Source organism: Polycladidibacter hongkongensis (assembly GCF_001561995.1).
In the GTDB taxonomy this organism is placed as follows: Bacteria; Pseudomonadota; Alphaproteobacteria; order Rhizobiales; family Stappiaceae; genus Pseudovibrio; species Pseudovibrio hongkongensis.
The window spans coordinates 120,978-142,308 of sequence record NZ_LLWC01000036.1 but is presented as its reverse complement, the minus strand read 5'-3'; the positions used below and the strand labels follow the sequence as shown (position 1 = coordinate 142,308).

Annotated in this window: 19 protein-coding genes; 10 read left to right on the top strand and 9 right to left on the bottom strand. The window is 54.0% G+C overall.

Annotation, left to right across the window (positions count from 1 at the left end; genetic code table 11):
* Nucleotides 1–91 precede the first annotated feature (91 nt).
* The 5 genes from pstC (at nucleotide 92) to phoB (ending at nucleotide 5,598) form a co-directional block, all read left to right on the top strand.
* Nucleotides 92–1,477 (top strand): phosphate ABC transporter permease subunit PstC, encoded by a 1,386-nt coding sequence (pstC, locus tag AYK82_RS15840; protein ID WP_068318236.1) that lies wholly within the window; start codon nucleotides 92–94, stop codon nucleotides 1,475–1,477.
* A complete protein-coding gene (gene pstA / locus AYK82_RS18550) occupies nucleotides 1,470–3,290 on the top strand; it encodes a phosphate ABC transporter permease PstA (protein ID WP_068318233.1) in 1,821 nt (606 codons plus the stop codon). The genes pstC and pstA overlap by 8 nt, the downstream gene beginning before the upstream one ends.
* Nucleotides 3,291–3,359: 69 nt before the next feature.
* Complete coding sequence (gene pstB, locus AYK82_RS15830; RefSeq protein ID WP_068318820.1) at nucleotides 3,360–4,160, top strand: phosphate ABC transporter ATP-binding protein PstB; 801 nt, start codon at nucleotides 3,360–3,362, stop codon at nucleotides 4,158–4,160.
* 23 nt (nucleotides 4,161–4,183) lie between these two features.
* On the top strand, nucleotides 4,184–4,888 hold the full coding sequence (gene phoU / locus AYK82_RS15825; RefSeq protein WP_068318230.1) for a phosphate signaling complex protein PhoU: 705 nt from the start codon (nucleotides 4,184–4,186) through the stop codon (nucleotides 4,886–4,888).
* Nucleotides 4,889–4,911: 23 nt separating this feature from the next.
* Complete coding sequence (phoB, locus tag AYK82_RS15820) at nucleotides 4,912–5,598, top strand: phosphate regulon transcriptional regulator PhoB (protein WP_068318227.1); 687 nt, start codon at nucleotides 4,912–4,914, stop codon at nucleotides 5,596–5,598.
* A 99-nt stretch (nucleotides 5,599–5,697) separates the two neighbouring features.
* Here the strand turns inward: phoB and AYK82_RS15815 are convergent, their stop codons facing one another.
* Nucleotides 5,698–6,297, bottom strand: coding sequence for a GcrA family cell cycle regulator (locus AYK82_RS15815; RefSeq protein WP_068318224.1), 600 nt, complete (start codon nucleotides 6,295–6,297; stop codon nucleotides 5,698–5,700).
* A 575-nt stretch (nucleotides 6,298–6,872) separates the two neighbouring features.
* On the opposite strand from AYK82_RS15815, the gene AYK82_RS15810 reads away from it, so the two are divergent.
* The 3 genes from AYK82_RS15810 to AYK82_RS15800 all read left to right on the top strand — a co-directional run bounded on the left by AYK82_RS15810 (nucleotide 6,873) and on the right by AYK82_RS15800 (nucleotide 10,054).
* Nucleotides 6,873–8,054: an aspartate aminotransferase family protein gene (locus AYK82_RS15810; protein ID WP_068318818.1), complete on the top strand. Its 1,182-nt coding sequence runs from the start codon at nucleotides 6,873–6,875 to the stop codon at nucleotides 8,052–8,054.
* A gap of 93 nt (nucleotides 8,055–8,147) precedes the next feature.
* Complete coding sequence (argF, locus tag AYK82_RS15805) at nucleotides 8,148–9,071, top strand: ornithine carbamoyltransferase (RefSeq protein WP_068318816.1); 924 nt, start codon at nucleotides 8,148–8,150, stop codon at nucleotides 9,069–9,071.
* On the top strand, nucleotides 9,071–10,054 hold the full coding sequence (locus AYK82_RS15800) for an Hsp33 family molecular chaperone (RefSeq protein ID WP_068318222.1): 984 nt from the start codon (nucleotides 9,071–9,073) through the stop codon (nucleotides 10,052–10,054). The genes argF and AYK82_RS15800 overlap by 1 nt, the downstream gene beginning before the upstream one ends.
* Nucleotides 10,055–10,167: 113 nt before the next feature.
* Here AYK82_RS15800 and AYK82_RS15795 read toward each other — a convergent pair whose 3' ends face one another.
* Nucleotides 10,168–10,812: an alpha/beta family hydrolase gene (locus AYK82_RS15795; RefSeq protein WP_068318219.1), complete on the bottom strand. Its 645-nt coding sequence runs from the start codon at nucleotides 10,810–10,812 to the stop codon at nucleotides 10,168–10,170.
* A gap of 125 nt (nucleotides 10,813–10,937) precedes the next feature.
* Here AYK82_RS15795 and AYK82_RS15790 point away from each other — a divergent pair, with 125 nt between their 5' ends.
* Nucleotides 10,938–11,768, top strand: coding sequence for a sterol desaturase family protein (locus AYK82_RS15790; protein WP_068318216.1), 831 nt, complete (start codon nucleotides 10,938–10,940; stop codon nucleotides 11,766–11,768).
* Between the two features lie 3 nt (nucleotides 11,769–11,771).
* Here AYK82_RS15790 and AYK82_RS15785 read toward each other — a convergent pair whose 3' ends face one another.
* Nucleotides 11,772–12,704: a transporter substrate-binding domain-containing protein gene (locus AYK82_RS15785; RefSeq protein ID WP_208976523.1), complete on the bottom strand. Its 933-nt coding sequence runs from the start codon at nucleotides 12,702–12,704 to the stop codon at nucleotides 11,772–11,774.
* Nucleotides 12,705–12,915: 211 nt separating this feature from the next.
* Here AYK82_RS15785 and AYK82_RS15780 point away from each other — a divergent pair, with 211 nt between their 5' ends.
* Nucleotides 12,916–14,970, top strand: coding sequence for a glycosyltransferase (locus tag AYK82_RS15780; protein ID WP_082733989.1), 2,055 nt, complete (start codon nucleotides 12,916–12,918; stop codon nucleotides 14,968–14,970).
* 59 nt (nucleotides 14,971–15,029) lie between these two features.
* On the opposite strand, the gene AYK82_RS15775 is transcribed toward AYK82_RS15780, so the two are convergent.
* From AYK82_RS15775 to betI, 6 genes are all read right to left on the bottom strand, one after another.
* A complete protein-coding gene (locus AYK82_RS15775; RefSeq protein ID WP_068318209.1) occupies nucleotides 15,030–15,764 on the bottom strand; it encodes a hypothetical protein in 735 nt (244 codons plus the stop codon).
* A 102-nt stretch (nucleotides 15,765–15,866) separates the two neighbouring features.
* On the bottom strand, nucleotides 15,867–16,343 hold the full coding sequence (locus AYK82_RS15770) for a DUF1810 domain-containing protein (RefSeq protein WP_068318206.1): 477 nt from the start codon (nucleotides 16,341–16,343) through the stop codon (nucleotides 15,867–15,869).
* Nucleotides 16,340–17,071 (bottom strand): ceramidase domain-containing protein, encoded by a 732-nt coding sequence (locus tag AYK82_RS15765; RefSeq protein WP_068318204.1) that lies wholly within the window; start codon nucleotides 17,069–17,071, stop codon nucleotides 16,340–16,342. Before AYK82_RS15765 ends, AYK82_RS15770 begins: the two co-directional genes overlap by 4 nt.
* Before the next feature lie 165 nt (nucleotides 17,072–17,236).
* Nucleotides 17,237–18,700 (bottom strand): betaine-aldehyde dehydrogenase, encoded by a 1,464-nt coding sequence (gene betB, locus AYK82_RS15760; RefSeq protein WP_068318813.1) that lies wholly within the window; start codon nucleotides 18,698–18,700, stop codon nucleotides 17,237–17,239.
* A 101-nt stretch (nucleotides 18,701–18,801) separates the two neighbouring features.
* A complete protein-coding gene (gene betA / locus AYK82_RS15755) occupies nucleotides 18,802–20,454 on the bottom strand; it encodes a choline dehydrogenase (protein ID WP_068318200.1) in 1,653 nt (550 codons plus the stop codon).
* Between the two features lie 46 nt (nucleotides 20,455–20,500).
* Entirely contained in the window at nucleotides 20,501–21,094 is a 594-nt protein-coding gene (gene betI, locus AYK82_RS15750) for a transcriptional regulator BetI (protein ID WP_068318197.1), read from the bottom strand.
* Nucleotides 21,095–21,331: the final 237 nt, after the last annotated feature.

The window sequence follows — 21,331 nt, the reverse complement described above, 5'->3', positions numbered from 1 at the left end:
ACATCGCCCGCTGCCTTTACCAATACCCCGATCCTACGCCCACAGGCCCGGCACAAATGCTACGCCTGATTTGTTTAAAGGGCCTGAACTGATGTTCTGGACTTTCGCTGCTTTTCTTCTGGTTGTTGCAAGCGTCGCCTACTACCTCGGTAGCAATAAGGCGAGCCAAATTGCCAAGCAAGACATCTCCCTCCATTCCCGTCCCGGTTTCCATGGCGCCTATGTTGCCATACTGGCTGCAGGACCCGCACTATTGTTTATCACCGCATGGGCCATGTTCTGGCCCAGCCTGATGCAATCTATGGTGATCGCCAAAATGAGCGATCAGGTTGCCGCCCTGTCAAAGCCGGAGCTGCAGGCCTTTCTGCGAGACGCGCAGGCCATCGCCTTTGGCGGGATTGTTGGCTTCACCGACGCTGCCAAAGAACAAGCAGCCCAGCACTTTGCCAGCTATAACCAGCTCGGCCTTACCGTGGAAATTGCCATTCTCGCGCTGTTTGTGATCGGCGGAGGCTATTGGTCATTCCAAAGGATTTCTCCTCAGCTGCGCAGCCGCCACACTGTCGAGCGCACAGTCATGTGGGTTCTGATTGTTTGCTCTGCTGTTGCCATTCTGACCACTGTCGGCATTGTGCTTTCGCTGATTTTCGAGAGCTTTATGTTCTTCCGTAAAGTTCCCGTGCTTGATTTTGTATTCGGTACGCACTGGAGCCCGCAAAGCGCCTTTGAAGGGGCCGGTGCCGAACATACTGAAACCAATACCAAGATTTTTGGTGCCATCCCGCTTCTCGCTGGTACCATGTTGATCACTCTGATCGCCATTTTGGTAGCGGCCCCTATCGGCCTGCTCTCTGCGATCTATCTTTCAGATTACGCCACCAGCACCGTGCGAGCGATCGTCAAGCCTGTGCTGGAAATCCTCGCCGGTATCCCCACCGTGGTCTACGGCTTCTTTGCAGCACTGGTTGTCGCGCCATTCATTCGCGGTTGGGGCGAGCAAATTGGCCTGTCTGTCTCCTCGGAGAGCGCGCTCGCAGCTGGCCTCGTCATGGGAATCATGATTATCCCGTTTGTGTCGTCCTTGTCTGACGATGTGATCAATGCGGTGCCGCAATCCCTGCGTGACGGTTCTGCCGGACTTGGCGCCACCAAGTCGGAAACCATCATGAAGGTGGTGCTGCCTGCGGCGCTTCCGGGCATCGTATCGGCACTTATTCTGGCTATTTCGCGCGCCATTGGCGAAACCATGATTGTGGTGATGGCCGCAGGCCTTGCCGCCAACATCACTGCCAACCCGCTTGAGGCAGTAACCACAGTAACCGTGCAGATCGTCACCCTACTAGTGGGCGACCAAGAGTTCGACAGCGCTAAAACGCTTGCCGCTTTTGCGCTCGGTCTCTTGCTCTTCTGCATAACTTTGGCACTCAACATTTTCGCCCTGCGCGTCGTGAAGAAGTATAGGGAACAATATGACTGATATGGCCCAAACCACTGCTGCGGCTGCTGTCAGCGTTCACACCACCCCGGCGGCGCGAAAACGCTTGAAAAAACGCTACGCTGTTGAAACGCGCTTCAAGGCCTATGGCATTGGTGCGATCGCCCTGGCAAGCGTCTTCCTCCTGCTACTGATGACAACGATCATCTCTCAGGGGCTACCCGCCTTTCGTTACAACTACTTGACCCTGCCGGTGAATCTCGGTCCGGAAAAGGTGGACCCAGGTGCCCCGCAAAAGGCGAGTTACAATTCTATAATTCGGGATGGCTTGAAACAGGAGGTCGCTTTTGTTTCGGGGCGCAAGCAGCGCCGTACACTGTATTCTCTTGTTTCCGCGGGCTCTAATGTTCTGCTGCAGCAACAGGTCATGCAAGATACAGCCTTACTCGGTACAACCCGCGATATCGAGGTGCCGCTCTCAGATTTTGCCGATCTTTATGTTAAAGGGTTGATCTCTGATAAAGTAATCACCCAGCCGCAAAGCGATATTTCCCTTGTGCTTGATGGCGATGTCCTCACGCTTTCCTCGCTCGCTGGTGAATTCGCAGTTGCCCGCACTGCGCTGAATGACTACCTGCGTGTGGAGCAAGCGAAGCTGCAAAAACGCCTTGAGCTGAAAAAGGTATCGCTCGCCAATGTGGAGAGCCGCATCGGTGTTCTGCAACAACGCATCCCAACAGCGCAAGGCAGCACAAAACCGCGTTTGGAAGCGGAGCTTCAGCAGGCCGAAGATAACCGCGCCTCCTTGCAAAGCAACAATGCCAAGCTGGCACAAGAAATTGAGGCCATTGGCAAACGCCTAGCAGACACCGGCTCGCTTTCCCGCCTGAATGCAGATGTTCCTTCATTCCTCGTGAAAGCTGGGGGAGGCATCTTCAAGCTGGAAGAGTTGGACGCGAATACCGCCAAGGCGACCATACTGGTCCCCATGCAGCAACCGACAACCAGTTTTACCGCTGGAAATTGGGAGTTGGAGAAGATCGTTCTTCCTGAAAGCTCCCGCAAGTTTACAGACCGCGAGATGGCATATACCGACTTCCTGATTGAAGAAGGGCGCATCAGCAGTGGTTGGAACACCGTCTTCTTTACCCGCGGCGCAAGCCGTGAACCGGAAATGGCGGGTATCTGGGGTGCTGTCGTTGGATCCTTCTGGACCATGCTGGTTACGCTCGGCCTATCCTTCCCTATCGGGGTGGCCGCCGCGCTTTATCTGGAGGAGTTCGCGCCCAAAAACCGTTGGACCCACTTAATTGAAGTGAACATCAACAACCTTGCTGCTGTTCCCTCAATTGTCTTTGGTCTGCTTGGTCTTGCCGTGTTCCTCAATGTCTTTGGCATGCCGCGCTCCGCTCCGGTAGCCGGTGGTATGGTGCTGGCATTGATGACCTTGCCAACCATCATCATTGCCTCCCGTGCCGCCATTCAGGCTGTACCGCCTTCTATTCGTGAAGCGGCTTTGGGCGTGGGTGCATCGCGGTTGCAAACGGTGTTTCACCATGTCTTGCCGCTGGCCATGCCAGGTATCTTTACCGGAACCATCATTGGCATGGCGCAGGCGCTGGGTGAAACAGCACCTTTGCTGATGATCGGGATGGTCGCATTTATTGTCGATATTCCCGCAAGCCCGGTCGACCCCTCCACCGTTTTGCCCGTACAGATCTTCATGTGGGCAGACTTCCCCGAACCGGCCTTCCAGCAAAAAACCTCCGCAGCCATTATGGTGCTGTTGGGCTTCCTGATTTCAATGAACGCAATCGCAATCGTCCTGCGCAAACGCTTCGAGCGTCGCTGGTAACGAAAGAAGAGAACAGTCAAAATGGCAATAGATATGGCAAACACCACAAGCGAGACAAACGCTGCCCCAGTGGCCCAAGATGCCCATAGCGCCAGTGTTTCTACAGCGACCTCCAAGATTAAAATGCGCGGGCAAGACGTATGCGTGTATTATGGCGATAAGCAGGCCTTGTTTGATGTTAATCTCGACATTCGCCAAAACCATGTGACTTCGCTGATTGGCCCCTCCGGCTGCGGAAAGTCTACATTCTTGCGCACATTAAACCGCATGAATGACACTATCGATATTTGTCGGGTGGAGGGAGACATTACGTTGGATCAGGAGAACATCTACGATCCATCAATTGACGTCGTCGAGCTACGCGCCCGCGTTGGCATGGTGTTCCAAAAGCCGAACCCGTTTCCCAAGTCAATCTTCGAGAACGTCGCATATGGGCCGCGCATTCATGGTCTTGCAAAGACGAAGACAGATCTAGAGGAAATCGTTGCCACCAGTTTACAGCGTGCCGGTCTATTTAATGAGGTTAAAGATCGGCTCGATGAGCCGGGCACTGGCTTATCTGGCGGTCAACAGCAGCGCTTGTGCATTGCTCGCGCCATCGCCGTGTCGCCAGAAGTGATTTTGATGGACGAACCATGCTCAGCTCTTGATCCAATTGCCACGGCAAAAGTTGAGGAGTTGATCGACGAATTGCGTGAGAACTATACGATTGTTATCGTAACCCATTCGATGCAGCAGGCGGCGCGAGTTTCTCAGCGGACAGCATTTTTCCATATGGGGAATCTGGTGGAAGAAGGCAATACTGACGATATTTTCACCAATCCGAATGACCAGCGCACGCAGGATTATATTACCGGGCGCTTTGGCTAAAGCTGCGTCTTAGGAGAAGACCTATGAAAGATCACATCGTCACGTCCTTTGGCGAGGAACTAAAAGATATCGCAACGCGTATTGTTGAAATGGGGGGGCTTGCGGAGACTCTGGTGAAAGAGTCCGTAACCGCTCTTTTAAAAGCAGACAGCGCATTGGCCCGCAAAACCATTGAGGCAGACCGCCGACTTGATGAAATGCAATCCAAACTTGAAGAAATGTGCATTTCAATTATCGCCAGACGCCAGCCAATGGCTAGTGACCTACGCGAAATCATTGCCGCCATGCGCATATCCAATGATTTGGAGCGCGTCGGTGATATGGCAAAGAACGTGGCGAAACGCGCATTGGCAATTGAGGGTGAGTTCAATTCCAAAACACTGGCTGTCGGTGTTGAACATATGGCAGACTTGTCGCTTGAGCAGCTTAAAGCGGTTTTGGATGCTTATACTTCGGGTGATTTGGAAGTCGTCTCATCTGTACGTAATCGGGATGAAGAGATTGATGCGCTTTACAATTCGCTTTTCCGCCAGCTGTTGACCTACATGATGGAAGATCCGCGTAGCATCACCATGTGCGCACATCTATTGTTCTGCGCCAAAAACATTGAGCGTATCGGCGACCACGCTACGAATATTGCAGAGAACATTTACTATATGGTCTCCGGCAGTCATCTGCCGATTGATCGCCCAAAATCTGATGACTTGGAACTCTCTGCCAAAGCATAAATAACGACAACGAGCCTATTGAAATGCCTGATGTACTAATTGTGGAAGATGAAGAGCCTCTAAGCTTACTGCTACGGTATAATTTGGAAGCTGAGGGGTACAGGGTTGAAGTATGCGCCAGAGGCGATGATGCCGAAGTGCGTTTGAAGGAAAGCCAACCTGACCTGCTTCTTCTTGATTGGATGCTACCGGGCATTTCTGGTATCGAGCTTTGCCGTCGCCTGCGGGCGCGTAATGAAACCGAGCGGATACCGATTATTATGCTCACCGCCAGAGGCGAGGAATCGGAAAGAATTCGTGGTTTGTCCACGGGGGCTGATGACTATGTGGTGAAGCCGTTTTCAATTCCAGAATTAATGGCCCGTGTGCGCGCGATCTTGCGGAGGGCGAAGCCGGAAAGCGTATCAACTCAGCTCAAGTCTGGAGACATCGAACTAGACCGGGAAACGCACCGTGTCAGGCGGGATGGACAGGAAATTCACCTCGGCCCTACCGAGTTTCGCCTGTTGGAATTCCTCATGAGCGCCCCTGGCAGGGTTTATTCACGGGAGCAACTTCTTGATGGAGTTTGGGGGCATGACGTCTATGTTGATGAGCGCACAGTTGACGTCCATGTCGGCCGCCTGAGAAAGGCGATTAACAGAGGCTCAATGAAAGATCCCATCCGCACAGTTCGCGGCGCAGGCTATGCCTTTAACGATCAGTTCTGACTAAGGCACATCGTAGGTGGCTGCAAAATTTTAGGGGGCGTTTGCCCCCATCAAATTTTGCGCCTACGTAGGCGCTGCAAAACACCAACAAGCTTGCGGTTAGCTGGCTGCTTTACGTTGACGGCGGTCGCTGACAGGTTGATAGGCTATACTGCGGTGATGGGCGCAATAGGGAGTGCCAGCGTCAGATTGGCGTCCACAAAAGTAGAAGTCAGGGCTGCCCGGATCTCCGATCGGCCACTTACAAGTCCGTTCTGTGAGCGAAAGGATGGTGGCGCGCTCGTTTTCTGGAATGAATATTTCCGGGGTTGCTGCAACAACTTCAGTTGCCAATTCTTCTTCCGGCTCAACTTTCAGTGCAGTCGCTCCGGAAACGACAGCCTGTGGCATGCGTCGCACTTGGGCTGTTGCAGGGTCAGCCTGCACTTTGCCAGCATTGTTCTCCTGTGCCGCTTCCGCCTTAGGCGCTGCCGCTGCAAGTGCTGCAGGAGAAGCAGATGACGTATTCGATGCTGTTCGGCGAGGTTTCGCCGCTTGTCCACCGCCGGATTTTGCTCGCCCTGACAGGCCCAGCCGATGCACCTTGCCTATAACCGCATTCCGGGTGACATTCCCTAGTTCGCTGGCAATTTGGCTGGCGCTTAATCCCTCCGCCCAGAGTTTGGTAAGTAATTCAACGCGCTCAGCTGTCCAGCTCATGCAAAAGGCCCCCGTCATGCTCGCAAGACACCCGCACCGTTAACATGAGGCCAACAGCACTGGTACCGTACTACCACGATATGATGTGTAACTTGGGGGAGACAGTACTATATGGCGCATGATTGCGGCAACTGTGCCCCTCGCACTCTTAGCTGAAAACCGCTGTTTTCCCCAGAATTGCCAGAAAGCCTAGGCAAAAACAACAGCGAATTCTCCTGCAGATGATGATGTCTCGATACGTCTTCAACCACTGATTTCAGTAGGCCATATCCTGCATCAAAATGGCATTCTATCCTCACATGCGACGCCCTGCACTTGTTGCAAGCTATGCTTTGAAGCGAAAGGCATAGCGCTCCGCCGATGAATGGCGCTTAATTACGCCAAAGCGGGATAATATGGTGAAGATCTCAAGTATTAGCCGCTGGTTCACCGCGTTTTTTGCAGCAAGTCTTATTGACAGCGGCGCAGTCTGTCTCCTTAATACCGCTTCCGTTTCGCAGCCGCCTCGTGGCTGTTTTTATTCATGGCTTTTAATAGCGCGGCCGAACATTTACATTAAGTGGAGCATGCAATCGATGTCATCTTCGTCGCTTTTTCAGACTTACAACCGGTCGGACCTCTCGTTCGAGCGCGGTGAAGGCGTCTGGCTATACGCGGCCGATGGGCGACGATACATGGATTGCGCCTCTGGTATCGCGGTAAGTGGCCTTGGCCACGCCTATCCCCCGCTGGTTAAGGCGCTGCAAGAGCAGGCTGCCAAGCTTTGGCACGTTTCAAACCTGTACAACGTGCCGCAACAGGAAAAGCTGGGCGAACTTCTTACAAGTAACTCGTTCGCAGACAGAGTTTTCTTCTGTAATTCCGGCACCGAGGCAATAGAGGGCGCTATAAAAACCGCGCGCCGCTATCACCACGATAAGGGACAGAAGGACCGCTACCGCATCCTCACCTTTGAAAACGCCTTCCATGGCCGTACGCTCGCCGCGCTCGCCGCAGGCGGGCAGGAGAAGTACCTCGAAGGTTTTGGCCCCAAGGCCGAGGGCTTCTATCAAGTGCCTCACGGGGATATCGAGGCGGTAAAAGCGGCAGTGGATGAAACCACCGCAGCCATCTTGCTAGAGCCCGTGCAGGGCGAAGGCGGAATCCGCCCCTTCTCGCCCGCATTCCTGCGAGAGCTACGCGCGCTGTGTGATGCCACAGGAACTTTGCTGGTGTTTGACGAGATCCAGTGCGGTGTGGGCCGCACCGGTAAGCTCTTTGCTCATGAATGGGCCGGTGTTATTCCGGATATTATGGCAATTGCCAAGGGCATTGGTGGCGGGTTTCCGCTCGGTGCATTTTTGGCGACAGCAGAGGCCGCAGCGCCAATGCAGCCGGGCACCCATGGCACCACCTATGGCGGCAACTTGTTGGCCATGGCCTGCGGCATTACGGTTATGGAAACAGTGCTTGCCGAGGGCTTCTTGCAGGGCGTACGTGAAAAAGGACTGCTGCTGAAGCAAAAGCTCGCCAGCATTGTCGACACCCACCCACAAGTGTTTGAATTGGTTCGCGGCGAGGGGCTCATGTTGGGCCTGAAGTGTAAGGCGTCGCAGGGCGAAGTCGTCGCCGCCATGCGCGAAGAAGGGCTGCTGCCGGTGCCCGCTGGCGATAATGTGGTGCGTATCATGCCGCCGATGATCATCTCGCCAGAGGAAATAGACCAGCTGGTAGAAGCGACCGAAAAGGCAGCGAGCCGGGTAGAGGCGTTCGCCTGAGCGCCTTGGCCCCTTCGCCAAGCCAAACCGAACACGATCAATGAATGAAAGATGCGCCTGCCCCATCGCGCAGGCACAGCCTATGACAGAGCTATGAAACAGAATTTTATCGATATTTCCGACTTCTCCAGCGCGCAGCTGCGGCAGATCATGACCCATGCCAACGAGATCAAGGCAGCGCGGCAAGGCGTGCGCAAGGGGCAGGGGCCTCTTGCTGGCAAAGTGTTGGCAATGATTTTTGAGCAGCCTTCCACCCGCACCCGCATTTCTTTTGATGTGGGTATGCGCGAGCTAGGCGGCGAGACACTGATGCTCACAGGTTCGGAAATGCAGCTGGGCCGCGGCGAGTCCATCGCCGACACTGCTCGTGTGCTTTCCCGTTTTGTCGATATCATCATGATCCGTATGCTAGACCATGATGCCGTCCGCGAACTGGCCGAGTATGCCACCGTGCCGGTTATCAATGGTCTCACCAAGCTGTCGCACCCCTGTCAGATCATGGCAGATATCATGACGTTTGAAGAGCACCGCGGCTCTATCGCCGGCAAAACGGTCTCTTGGGTTGGTGATAGCAATAACGTCCTCTACTCTTGGCTACAAGCAGCGGCGAAATTCGACTTCGCCATCAACATTGCTGCACCGGAAGAGCTTTCCGTTCCGCGCAAATGGGTGGATGAAGCCATAGCGGCTGGCGCAAAAGTTATGGTGAGTGAAGATCCGCATGAGGCTGTACAAGGCGCGCATGCCGTAGTAACAGACTGCTGGGTTTCCATGGGCGACAAAGATGCCGCTTACCGCCACAATCTTCTGGCAGCATATCAGGTGAACGAGCGCCTGATGCGCGAAGCTGATGAAAGCGCGATCTTCATGCACTGCCTGCCTGCCCACCGCGGTGAGGAAGTGACAGATGCTGTAATGGACGGTCCGCAATCTGTTGTATTTGACGAAGCAGAAAACCGCCTCCATGCCCAAAAAGGGATCATGAGTTGGTGTATGGGTGCTTTGCAAGAGGCATAATGACTGAGACGACACAAACAAGACATCCAGCGGGGGAGGACGCAGTCCTTCCCTTTGCTGTTGAACCGTTGGACGTACGCGGCCGCACAGTGAAAATGGGTCCGGTGCTCGATGCAATCTTGAACCGGCATGATTACCCAGAAGCGGTTAACCGTTTGCTGGCCGAGGCTATTGTCCTCACTGCGATGCTTGGCAGCACGCTAAAATTTGAGGGTCGCTTGACCCTGCAAGCACAAACCGACGGGCCGGTATCGGTTCTCGTTGTCGACTTCCAAGCACCGGATGGTCTGCGTGCCACCGCGCAATTCGATGCGGATAAGGTCGCCCAAGCTGCTGCGAAGGAGGGTTTCAAGCCAGACGATCTGCTTGGTCGTGGCCACCTTGCTTTCACAATCGATCAAGGGTCCAATACCAGCCGCTACCAAGGCATTGTTGTGTTGGAAGGGACAACGCTGGAAGAGGCGGCGCACGAGTACTTTTTCAAATCTGAACAGATCCCGACGCGTGTTCGCCTTGGCGTCGCGCAGCTTGTGCAGCGTCGCGAAGGGAACTCGCCGCAGAAATCTTGGCGCGCCGGCGGCATTATGCTGCAATTCCTGCCAAAATCCGAAGAGCGCCAGCGACAGGCTGACCTACATCCCGGTGATGCACCGGAAGGGCACGATGCGCAACAAGTAGCGGAAGACGACGCGTGGATGGAGGCCAAAGCTTTGGTCGACACCGTAAAGGACGAGGAGCTGACCAATACGGATTTAAGTGCCGAAGGACTTTTGTATCGACTATTCCACGAACGCGGTGTGAAGGCGTTTGATCCCCAGATGATGCAGGACAGGTGCACGTGCTCGCAAGAGAAAATCAGTGCTATGCTGCGCCAGATGCCTGAACCGGATCAGCAGGAGATGTTGGCCGAAGGTGTTGTCGAGGTTAACTGCGACTTCTGCTCCAAGCACTACAAATTGGACCCGCGAAAAATACTAGGCTGACCATTAGAAAATGGCGTTCAAAAGCCTAAGCTTAGAATATACGGCCCCTTAAACAGATGTAGTTAAAAACTAGCAGGCGGGGTATACCGCCTGCTTTGTCTAACATTAGCTGGTCAATGCTGTTCTGCAAAGGCACGCGCAAGTGCCGCCGCGCGCTTGATATTGCCATCCCACGTGGCTGCCGCTGCGCCGCGCGGTGCAAAATCGTGGTTGCCATCATCTATGTAATGCAACTCAGCTTGCTCTGGCAGTTCAAATCCGTCCAGTTCCTCTCGCTTGCCAAACTGATCTCGCTCACCTTGGAGGATGAGTAGCGGGCGATTGCTCGCTTGCAGTGGGGCCAAGCGCCAATGCTCCAGCTCTGTCTTTCCTACCGGGTGAAACGGATAACCAAGGCATACCACGCCTCTAACGCGCTTGGGAAGAGAGTTGCCTCCCGCCAGCATCGCTGCAACACGCCCGCCCATGGATTTTCCGGCAAGAAAGATAGGCAGATCATTCTCGCCCAGAATTTGCTGGAGCGCGTTTTGATACTCACCAATCAGCTTTTCCGCCTTGGGAGGAGGGGCCTTCTTGCCGCTTGTGCGCCGCTTGGCCATGTAGCTAAACTCAAACCGCGCCACCGCAAAGCCGCAGGCAACCGCCGCATTGGTAAAGCGCTCCATAAAGCTGGAGTCCTGCCCAGCACCGGCACCATGGGCGAGCATCATCGTGCCAATCGCCGCTTGCTCCGGTTTGTTCCATAAAATCTCAATCATGCGATCTTCTAGCGTTTTTCTCGGCGCGAAACAGTAAAAAAAATGTGTTCACTGCAATCTATTGGAAAACAACACACAATGCCTCATATTCTAGCGTAGACGCTCTTTCCTGAGGATGAAAATTGATGGAGCTTGAAGCGCTACTGCGCCCTTTCGTTTTTATAAGCGTATTTGGCATAATGGCCGTGTTGGAGGCATTCATGCCATTTCGCAGAGACAATCCGCTTCGACACCAGCGCTGGTTTGCTAATCTCGGGCTTGCGGTGCTTTCTGCCGTGTTCTTGCGCCTCGCTCTGCCGTTTCTTGCCGTCGCCGCGGCACTTTGGGCCAAATGGCAAGGCGTAGGCTTGTTAAACTGGTTCGGTCTTGCCAGCGTCAGTCCTTTTCTCGCCGGTACATTGGCATTTGTGCTACTTGATCTTGCCATTTGGTTTCAGCATTGGGCCAGCCACAAGGTGCCGGTATTGTGGCGGCTGCACAAAGTCCACCACACGGATACACATGTTGACGTAAGTACCGCCTTGCGTTTCCATCCCATCGAGATCACTGCATCGATGCTCTGGAAGATTGCGGTAGTTGTCGTAGTCGGTGCTCCGCCACTCGCAGTGCTGATCTTCGAAATCCTGCTTAATGCAGCCGCTATTTTTAACCATGCCAACATCAGCCTGCCTACTTGGGCCGAGCGCCCCTTACGATGGCTAATTGTAACACCGGACATGCATCGAATTCATCATTCCGTGCGTCCCGCGGAAACTGACAGCAACTACGGCTTTAACCTTTCCATTTGGGATCGCATGTTTGGCAGTTACACTGCGGCAGCGAAAGATCCGCAGGAAAGTATGCAGTTAGGCCTCGGGCAGGTGGAGCCGCTGCATAGCCGGAGCTTGCTCAGGCTAATCGCACTGCCATTTTCTCGCTCAACTCCCCCAAAGAGCAAACCTAGCCCTGATCCGTAGGAACTAGTAGAAGCCGACCGGAAAGTACCTTAAGTACAATTCTTCCATCTTACCCGTAAGCTGTAGCCTGCTTAAAGCTTGGTTGAGAGCAGTCATTAGTGCTTTGTCTCCGCGGCGCGTGTTTAAAGCAAGGCCTTGGTTGAGAAAAGTCGGATCCAGATACGGCCCTCCTGCAAACTGGCAACACATCCGCCCAGCCTCGCTTTGCAGCCAGAACGCCATGTGCAGACCATCACCAAACACGGCTTGAACTTCCTTGCGCGCCAGAGCCTCCCTTGCAGAATTTGGATCTTGAAAGCCTACGAGTTTGGCAAGCGGAACGTTCGCCTCTAAATATGCTTCATGGCGCGAGCCAGAGACAATCCCGATTTTCTTGCCCGCCAAAAACCTAGGCTCCATCGGCAGGGCAAGGTCTCTTCCCACTATAAAACGCCCAGGAAACCGCAAATAAACCTGTGAAAACTCGAGAATTTTTAAGTTCTCTGCTGTAAGCGGCAGGCCAGCAATCAGCACGTCACCTTGAAAATCAGCAAGTGCACCCTTTAGTTTTTCAAAGGGCTTGATACGCAAGCTACACGCAATTTCAAGTTCCTCACAAATCGCACGCGCCAAGTCTACATTATAGCCCATTAGCCGTTGCTCGCTATCGCGAAACACAAATGGCGGAAAGTCATCTGATGCGAGGAACTCAATTTTTTCTGGTAGTTGGAGAGAGGAACTACGCTGTATACGTCCGGTGGAAAAAGCGGGAACCAAGGGCCCTCGTCCGTCAAGCGTGCCTTCAGCCATAGAAAGCGTGCCGGGTAAACCAGTGGTTTTAGCGGGCGTATTCTCATCAGGGATTCCTGAGCCCTCAGCTTTGGCAGCCTGCATATTCAAGGATTGAGCCAAAGCCCATGCCAATATTAACAATAGTGTCCGTAAGCGAGCTTTCATAGATCCAGTTTCATTGATTTGGGGCAGGTTTCAAAGCCTATCAGGTATTGCTTAACCTATTGCAAGCCAGATCGGCAGAACCAGAAGACAAGGCACTCGCCGCCGCGTCAACCCGAAATCTAAAGGGGGGTACTCAGGTTGCGATTGCTCAACAGGCTATCGCCTCATTCCTCCCGCTTTTATTGAATAAGGGACGGGAGGCGCGTCAGAAATGGTTGCAAAGCAAGCGATATGCCAGCGGAAGCTGGGTCCTTACACCGCGGCTAGTGCCGCTCCGGTGCCAGTGAGCAATACCATTGCGCAAGCAAGACCAGTCTCTCGCCGCCTGCATCAATCCGCTTCAATAACGATACGAAGTCAACAGAACCCAAATGAATACACTAATCTACCAGCGTCCATCGCTAAAAGCCCTGCTATTCTAAGTGGACCCTCCTATACTTGGCAACATTTGGAGGCAAAGGTGCTGGCCGCTTGCGAAGTGGAGCCGCGTGCCATCGCCGCCGCTCAGCGTCTTGCGAGCATGAGCAGTGTTTCTGCCAGCCAAATCCTAATAAATACGAGAGAGTTAGACCCTTTAAAGTACTACTGGATACTCGCAGGGCATTGCAAGCTGCGCTATCTGCCGGATGCCGCCTTACATGCCTTGGATATCACCCATGCGCACATTAAGCCTTTTACTTTTAAAGGCATTCTTGTGGTTCCCGCCACTACGTATAATCGGGAAATCGTGATGTGTGCATCTCCGAAGTTGAAGCAGCTCAAAGAGCTTGAACAGCTAAAGGGCAAACTCGCAGAAAAAGCCAGCCAATTGCGTCTCGTTAGCCCAAAATCCTTAAGTCGGCTGGTGGATACGAATGATACAACACAGTCCTTGCTTTATGATAAGCCAAAATTCTCAGCTGCAAAACGTCTAAGTGCAGCACAGGGAACTCTTCTGGTGCTCTCTCCCCTCCTTTTCTTTTGGGGGGCTGTTTTGCCCCCGCTCACTTTGTTGGCCGTATTTGCGTTTCTATTAAAGATAACGGCTTTTTTTCATGGATTTCTTCGACTTCGCGCAGCATTTGCACAGCCGCTGCGACATGTCTGTCGCCGGGCGAGTGATACGGAACTGCCAATTTATTCAGTGCTCATTCCTCTGTATGACGAGGACCGTGTTTGTGCGCAAATCGTAGAGGCTATGCAAGCGCTCGATTACCCAAAGCAAAAGTTGGACATCATTTTCCTCGTTGAGGCAGGAGACCACAAGACACAGTCCGCACTGGCAAACGCTGCAACGCCGCACATGCGTATTCTGGTGGTGCCTGAAGGGCACCCTCGCACGAAACCGAGAGCGCTAGGTGTCGGTCTGCGTGCGGCCCGAGGAGAGTTTCTTGTTGTTTATGACGCTGAGGATCGCCCGGAGCCGGACCAGCTGCGCAAAGCCGCAGGCCGGTTCCGAACAGCAGGTTGGAAAACGGCTTGCTTGCAAGCATCCCTGCACTTTGATCATGGTCATAACAAGTGGCTCACTCGGCAGTTCGCGCTGGAATATGCCGCGCTGTTTGATGTAATCATTCCCTATTCTGCACGGCGTAACTGGTTGTTTTCACTTGGGGGAACCTCAAACCATTTCCGCCGCGAGGCACTGGAAAGAGTGGGCGGCTGGGATCCTTTCAATGTCACCGAAGATGCAGATCTTGCCATGCGCCTTAAGCGTGCCAATTATGACATCGAATGGCTGAACAGCACGACCTATGAAGAGGCACCGGTGACCTTGAAGGCATGGATCAGCCAGCGCAGCCGCTGGCAAAAAGGCTGGATGCAGACTATCGCTGTCCATTTGCGTAATCCAGTGTCTCTCTGGCGAGAGCTGGGAGCCCGCGATACTTTGTTGTTCCTGTTAAATTTTGTTGGCGGTATCTTTTGTATGTGGGCGATGCCGTGGACACTCCTTGCGATTGCGCTCTTCGCAGCAAGCTTTTCTGCAGGCGAAATGCAAACGTGGATGAGCAGTTTCTGGGCAGGCTTGGCATTGCTAACCTTCCCGGTGGGCTTCTTGGGAGGGCTTGCGGCGTTGTGGCGCGGCGGCGTGCGGCGCGGCATTGCGGCCAAGCTTAGCGATCTGCTGTCTGTACCGTGCTACTGGCTGCTAATCTGCGGGGCGTCCTATTTGGCTGCAGCCGAATTTATCATCCGGCCACACCACTGGCGTAAAACCAGTCATGGCCATATAAGCGCATCTCGTAAAACGACTGCGCGGACAAAAGCCAGATGCGGCCAAGCATAATAGGCGGCCTACCGGCCGCTCTAACAGGTTTTTAATGAAGAGGTGGCGGGTGCGCGCCGCTAAATAGTAAGCGCGACTTCGCCACCTAGTTCAGGGAACGCCGCCTTGACGGTTGTTCCAACTGGATAATAGTCACACCCGCTAAATGATCCAGTGGTAATGAATTGCCCTTTTCGAAAGCCGCCACAATGTGTGCCAACGCTACGCGCTGCGGCAAGGTACAGCTCCAAAGGATCGCCCGCGCCATCTTGTCTTGGCCCCTTGATAATGCTCATGCCATCAATTTCCAGTTCCAACACTTGTTCGCGCTGTGCCTCAAGGCCTGGCAGCTGCACCGCACTGCCAACTACAAAACCGGTGTTTGCCAAGCGATCAGCATAATGCAAGCCAAAATCCGCCTTGCCTTGATCCTGCAACCGGCTACCCACCAGCTCCACCACCATATGAACGCTACTTACGGCATCTATCAACTCCGCATTGCTCATGTCAGGAGTGATATCGCGGCCAAGCAAGAACGCTAACTCGCACTCAATCGCCAGCGCGTGCCCCTCGCCAGCGGCAAAAAACTGCTCGCCGTTCTGGCTGATGTCACTGGTGAAAATCGGCGCAAACAATGCAGTGCCATCGCCCATAGCCGCAACCTTCCATGCGCCAATTTCGCCGCTTTGCGCTGCGATTTGCTCTTGCACATTGAGCGCGGTTTCCAAAGTCACCTCTGTTTTTGGATAGTCGCTTACCGCAAGCGGCGTTTTGCTGCGCGCAGCGGTGATTAAGTGTTCTGAAAGCCAGTTCATTATCTGCAAATTCCTATTGGTTTCCAGATGTTATTCGTAAACTGATTTGTAAAACCTGTAAATCAAACATGCAAAATTGCTGGCCGCCCGTCTTCCGCCAAGCTAACCACTCATCTCCTGCATGAGGGCTTTCTGCGTTAATTCAAGCGCTTGGAGCGTCTGAGCACAAGGGGTGTTGGCGAAAAACAGCTTCAGACAGCGCCGCGCCGCCATGACAACCGCTTCATCATGCGTCGCTGCAAACAAGCTTGCGCATGCGCGCAACTTGCGGGCATCAATTTCCTTGCCCATTAAGGCAGCGGGCGAAAGACCACCATGCCCGTTTGCCAGAGCAAAGCACTGCAACAAACGCTCGCGCAACAAGCTATCTTGCAAATAGCGCTTGGCCTCTTGCAGATCGGCAATGCCAAAATAGTCGGCAGTTGCCGAGCGGGCAAGGCAGCGAAGCTGCGGAAAGATAAACCACATCCAGTGGCTTTGCTTCGCACCCGCGCACAGCTCTTGCACGACAATGCGGTATACAGGCCGCTGCGCCCACAAAAACCGCTTTATATCTGTTGGCTCTGGTCTGGCGCTCATGTCACGGCCTCTCTTTCTCTGGCTTCACACATCTGCAAGATCAACGCCTTTAGCAAAAAGGCGATCATGAGTGCGTTAAGCAGGTGCCAAAGAAAGTGTGTGCCAACAGGCGCAGCAGTGCAAACCGCCAAATCTATTGAGCGCAAAGCAAGCGAGATAACAAAGGCCGCACCGGCAAGGCTCACCCACCAGCGCTGCGGCTTGCGAAAAATCCAGCAGATCAGCGTGTAAACGAACAGCGCGATAACAGCGGGAATGTATTGCAAGGAGCCGTTGAATGGGTCATGTGCATGCCCGTGCGGAGGGTTATTGCTGTGAGTGTGTCCCGCCTCGCTAAGAACCCCGCTGTCAGGCCAGAGCATCCAGCCAATCAGGATAAGAGCGATGATGCCACCGGGACGCAACAGCCAAGCCAGTTTCAGGCCTGTGCTGTAATGCACCGCCAAAACCACGTAAAATGCAACGAAACTCCAAATCGGAATGACATCCATATGCTCTGCCCAACTACTGGCAAAGCTATGAAACATAAAGGAGCCAACACCAATGAGGCCGATTAGGGTAGCAGCGCAAAGGAACGGTAGGTCCAACACGCGCGCCCGCCGTGCTGCCAGTATAGCCCAAGTAGCTGCCAATAAGAATGCGACGTTGGATAGCGCATTTACAGGTTCGTTCGACAGCCCGTAGGCCGTGCGCTCGCAGTATAAATCAATAAACGGGATCTCTTGCATAGTTCCCTCGCATACTCCGCAATATTAAGGAATGCTAATGGGATTCTGCGCCAAGCGGCAACAAGAAATAGTCCTAGAAAAAAGGGGAGCCACAGAGGGACCAGAGAAAGGGTAGGGCGAATTCCTCCGCCTTACCCAGTTTTTCAAGTGAAGATGGCGTCGAGGCTACCAACCTGCCTCTACATCACCCAGTTCCACCAGAATGCTCTTGCTCTGGCTGTAGTGCTGGATCGCGGCAAGGCCGTTCTCGCGGCCAATACCGGAATCCTTGTAGCCTCCAAACGGCATCTCTACCGGGGTGAGATTGTAATTATTCACCCAGCAGGTTCCGGCGTCTAGCGCATCAACAACCCTCAAGCCACGCTGCAAATCTCCCGCAAACACCCCTGCGGCGAGGCCAAAGCCGGTGGCATTGGCACGCTTAACTACTTCTTCTTCGCTTTCAAACGCGAGCACGCTCATCACCGGCCCGAAGATCTCTTCACGGGCAATGCGCATATCGTCTTGCACATCGGCAAAAATGGTTGGCTCAATGTAATTGCCATTAGCAAAACCTGAAGGCTCGGCCCGTGCGCCGCCATAAACCAGCTGCGCTCCCTCTTGCTTGCCAATGTCGATGTATTCCTGCACCCGTGCCAGCTGTGCAGCACTTACCAGCGGCCCCAACTGCACGCTTTCGTCCATAGGGTTTCCCAGCTTAATCGCTTTGGTGCGCGCGACGAGTTTTTCCAAAAATGCAGCTTTAACACTGCTTTCTACAAAAACACGCGTCCCGTTAGAACAAATCTGGCCGGTAGAATAGAAGTTGGCGTTCATTGCCGCGCCCACTGCATTGTCCAAATCTGCATCGGCAAACACGATAAGCGGGCTTTTGCCGCCCAGCTCCAGCGTTGCCGGCTTCAGTCCTGCTGCGGCCAGCTGTGCCACCTTAGTACCAGTAGGCACTGAGCCGGTGAGTGACACTTTTGCTACTCTCGGGTGGGAGACAAGCGCCGCCCCGGTTTCACCAGCCCCTTGCACCACGTTAAACACCCCGTCCGGCAAACCGGCTTCCTTGAATATCTCTGCCAGCTTGAGCGCGGTGAGTGGGGTCATTTCCGATGGCTTGAAAATCATTGCATTGCCTGCTGCAAGGCATGGTGCAGCCTTCCATGCGGCAATCTGGATGGGGTAGTTCCATGCGCCGATGCCAACGCATATCCCAAGAGGTTCAGGTTTCACCAGTGCAAATGAATTGCCAAGGGCGATGTGTTGGCCGGTCATTGTCGCGGCAATGCTGGCGAAATATGCAAGCGCCTCAGCACCCGAAGCAGCATCTGCAACCAGAGTTTCTTGCAGCGGTTTGCCGGTGTCCAGCGTTTCCAGCTGCGAGAGTTCGCGGTTCCGCTCTTGCATGATCTGCGCGGCCTTGTTCAAAACAGCAGCCCGCTGCGCTGGTGTGGAGGTGCGCCATTGCTGAAAGCCGGTGTCTGCGGCTTCAATCGCTTGTGCAACGATAGCTTCAGTGCCAGCGTGCACTTGCGCAATCACCTCGTTTGTTGCCGGATATCGGCTCTCGATCAGTGCGCCGCTTGTGTCTTCGATGTATTTTCCGCCAATGAAATGGGAGGCGGTGGGTTGTGCTTGCAGTTGCATTGGTATTGCTGCCTTGTTCTTTGAGTATTTGCGGCGTGCGGGGCCAGTCACTACGCCCGGTGCTGTCGTTATATGTCTAGTGTTCGCCGCGCGGTTTAGCGCTGGGCGCTCTGCCACTGCGGGTGCTGCCAATAACGCGCCCCCGCCGCAGGTGCCAGCTGCTTGCCCAGAATATGATCGGCAATCTTCTCACCCACCATTAAGCTCGGCCCATTCAGATTGCCATTGGTAATCTGCGGGAAAATCGAGCTGTCAGCCACCCGCAGCCCTTGCGTACCAATGACCCGCCCTTGCGGATCAACCACAGCGTCGCTGTCATCCGCATTGCCCATTTTACAAGTGCCACAGGGGTGGAACGCACTTTCCACATGCTCCTTGATGAAAGCATCAAGCTGTGCATCGCTCTTTACTTTCGCCCCCGGCTGAATTTCTTTGCCGCGATAGGGAACAAAGGCGTCTTGCCCGAATATTTCACGTGTAAGCCGGATAGCTTGCCGGAAGTCCCGCCAATCCTCATCGCAGCTCATATAATTGAAATGCACCACTGGCTTTTCAAAGGGGTCGGCGCTGGCAAGCTTCACAGTGCCGCGCGATTTGGAGCGCATTGGTCCCACATGCGCTTGGAAACCATGCCCCTCGGCCGCCGCCTTCCCATCATAACGCACGGCGAACGGCAGGAAATGATACTGGATGTCGGGGTAGGGCACGCCAGCAGCCGAGCGAATAAAGGCACAGCTTTCAAAATGGTTTGTGGTGCCAAGGCCGGATTTCCCAAACAGCCACTGAGCCCCAATACGAGCTTTGCTCCATATATTCCAGTAGTTGAACAAGGTAATAGGCTTGGTGCAGGCCTGCTGAATGTAAAGCTCCAGATGGTCTTGCAGGTTACGGCCAACGCCCCTGCGCTCGACAATCGTGCGGATGCCCAGTTCTTGCAGTGCTTGCCCATCCCCAATCCCTGAATGCAGGAGAATGCGCGGTGAGTTTATGGCCGAAGCGCTTAAGATGATCTCTTTGCCCGCACGCAGCCGCTTGATCTCGCCCCCATGCTCATATTCCACGCCCACCGCCTGCGTGCCCTCAAACAGCACCCGCAAAACCTTGGCCCGCGTTATGACGCTGAGGTTGTCGCGCTGCATTGCCGGCCGCAAATAGGCATTGGCCGCCGACCAGCGCCGCCCGCCATGCACGGTCATCTCCATATCGGCAAAGCCTTCCTGCCGATAGCCGTTGTAGTCGTCGCTGTGGCCATAGCCCGCCTGCACACCGGCATCGATGAACGCATCATAAAGCGGGCTCCACTTGCTGCCCCGTTGCACATACATGGGCCCACTGCGCCCGCGTGAGGTATCAGCACTTCCGCTCACGTTTTCCAAACGCTGGAAATAGGGCAACACATCAGCATAGCCCCAGCCCTTTGCACCCATCTCCTGCCAGCGCTCATAATCAAGCGCATGACCGCGCACATAAACCATACCATTGATGGAGGAAGAGCCGCCCAACACCTTACCTCGTGGTAAGGCCAGTTGACGCCCGCCCAGATGGGTTTCCTCTCCGCTGGTGTAGCCCCAATCATAACGTCTCATGTTCATCGGATAGGAAAGCGCCGCAGGCATTTGGATAAACGGGCCCGCGTCGCTACCGCCAAACTCCAGAACAATAACCTTGTTGGCGGGATTCTCGCTGAGGCGATTGGCGATAACACACCCAGCCGAGCCTGCCCCAACAACAATATAATCAGCAATCATCTACTTATCTTTCTGCTAATGAAATAAATGGGGTTTGCGCGTGTCCTCAAACTCTGCTGCGCGCGCTCTTCAGGCTCATCTGCACATAATCTGCCACCAGCGCGGCCGCACTGCTACCGACAAGTCCCCCGCCCACAAGCGCCCGCTGTAGCCAAAGCCCGTCGATCATTGCCGCAGTGCCTTCCGCGGCGCGGCGGGCATCTTCTTCCGCCAATAGCTGCCGGAATTCCGCCCGTAGCTTGAGCACCAACCGCCGCTGATAGATGCGCAACAAGCGGTTGGTTTGCGGTTCGTTACGCGCTTCGGCATAAAACGCCAGCCATGCGGATATGACACCGGGCTGAAATTGTTCATCGCTAAAGTTTGTTTCCACAAGCGTTAAAACGCGCTGCAGTGGCCCCTCTACATTTTGCAGCGCTTCGTTCACCTGCCGCGAAAGCTCAAGCAACAGGTGGGTAATGGTGGCGTTGAACAATCCTGCTTTTGAGCCGAAATAGTGATGCGGCAATCCGGCAGACACGCCCGCATTTCTGGCGATTTGGGCCATTGTCACTTTGCCGTATCCACATTCGTGAATGGCGGCAATTGTTGCCTCAATGATAGACGATTTTCGCTCGTCCTCATGACCAACCTTCGGCACGGATTTTCCCCCTCATTATTTTTAATTGAACGGTCAATCAATAATTTCCGATAGGACTACAGCATTTTTCCGCAGTTTCAAAGTATATTTTTTGTGTCAATGTCAATCGCGGATGATATAAGGCAGGTCGCACGACAAATTTCAGCGTTCTATGCTATGGTATAAATGGATTTTACATTGGATTTATGTCAGAGCGGCACCACTTATTTGTCGATGCGACAAAATATAATTCAAGAG